Origin of the sequence: Alicyclobacillus suci, assembly GCF_017329615.1 — a bacterium.
Classification (GTDB): Bacteria; Bacillota; Bacilli; order Alicyclobacillales; family Alicyclobacillaceae; genus Alicyclobacillus; species Alicyclobacillus suci.
In genome coordinates this window covers 1-217 of sequence record NZ_JAFMTW010000274.1, presented here as the reverse complement: position 1 = coordinate 217, position 217 = coordinate 1, and the positions used below count along the sequence as shown (strand labels likewise).

Annotated in this window: 1 protein-coding gene; it reads right to left on the bottom strand. The window is 49.8% G+C overall.

Annotated elements, in window-relative coordinates; genetic code table 11:
* Positions 1 to 217 (bottom strand): transposase (locus J3482_RS22355; protein WP_206923152.1); only part of this gene is annotated, 217 nt, incomplete at both ends.

Here is a 217-nt window from a genome sequence, read left to right as displayed (position 1 = left end):
TTGGCAAGACCCTTTTCTGTAATGGTTGCAAAGACTCGACTGAGTGTTGAGATAGAGGGAACTCGTTTATCCAGGCGAAACCCGCATTGGTAACGGAATTGCAGGTCATTCACGAGCCGCTCATGCAGTCGGGTAAAGGTAGAGATGCCTTCTAATGGTGCTGCTAACAAAGCCCGCAAGATTGCCTCACGATTGATAGGTTTCGAACCCTGGGGTG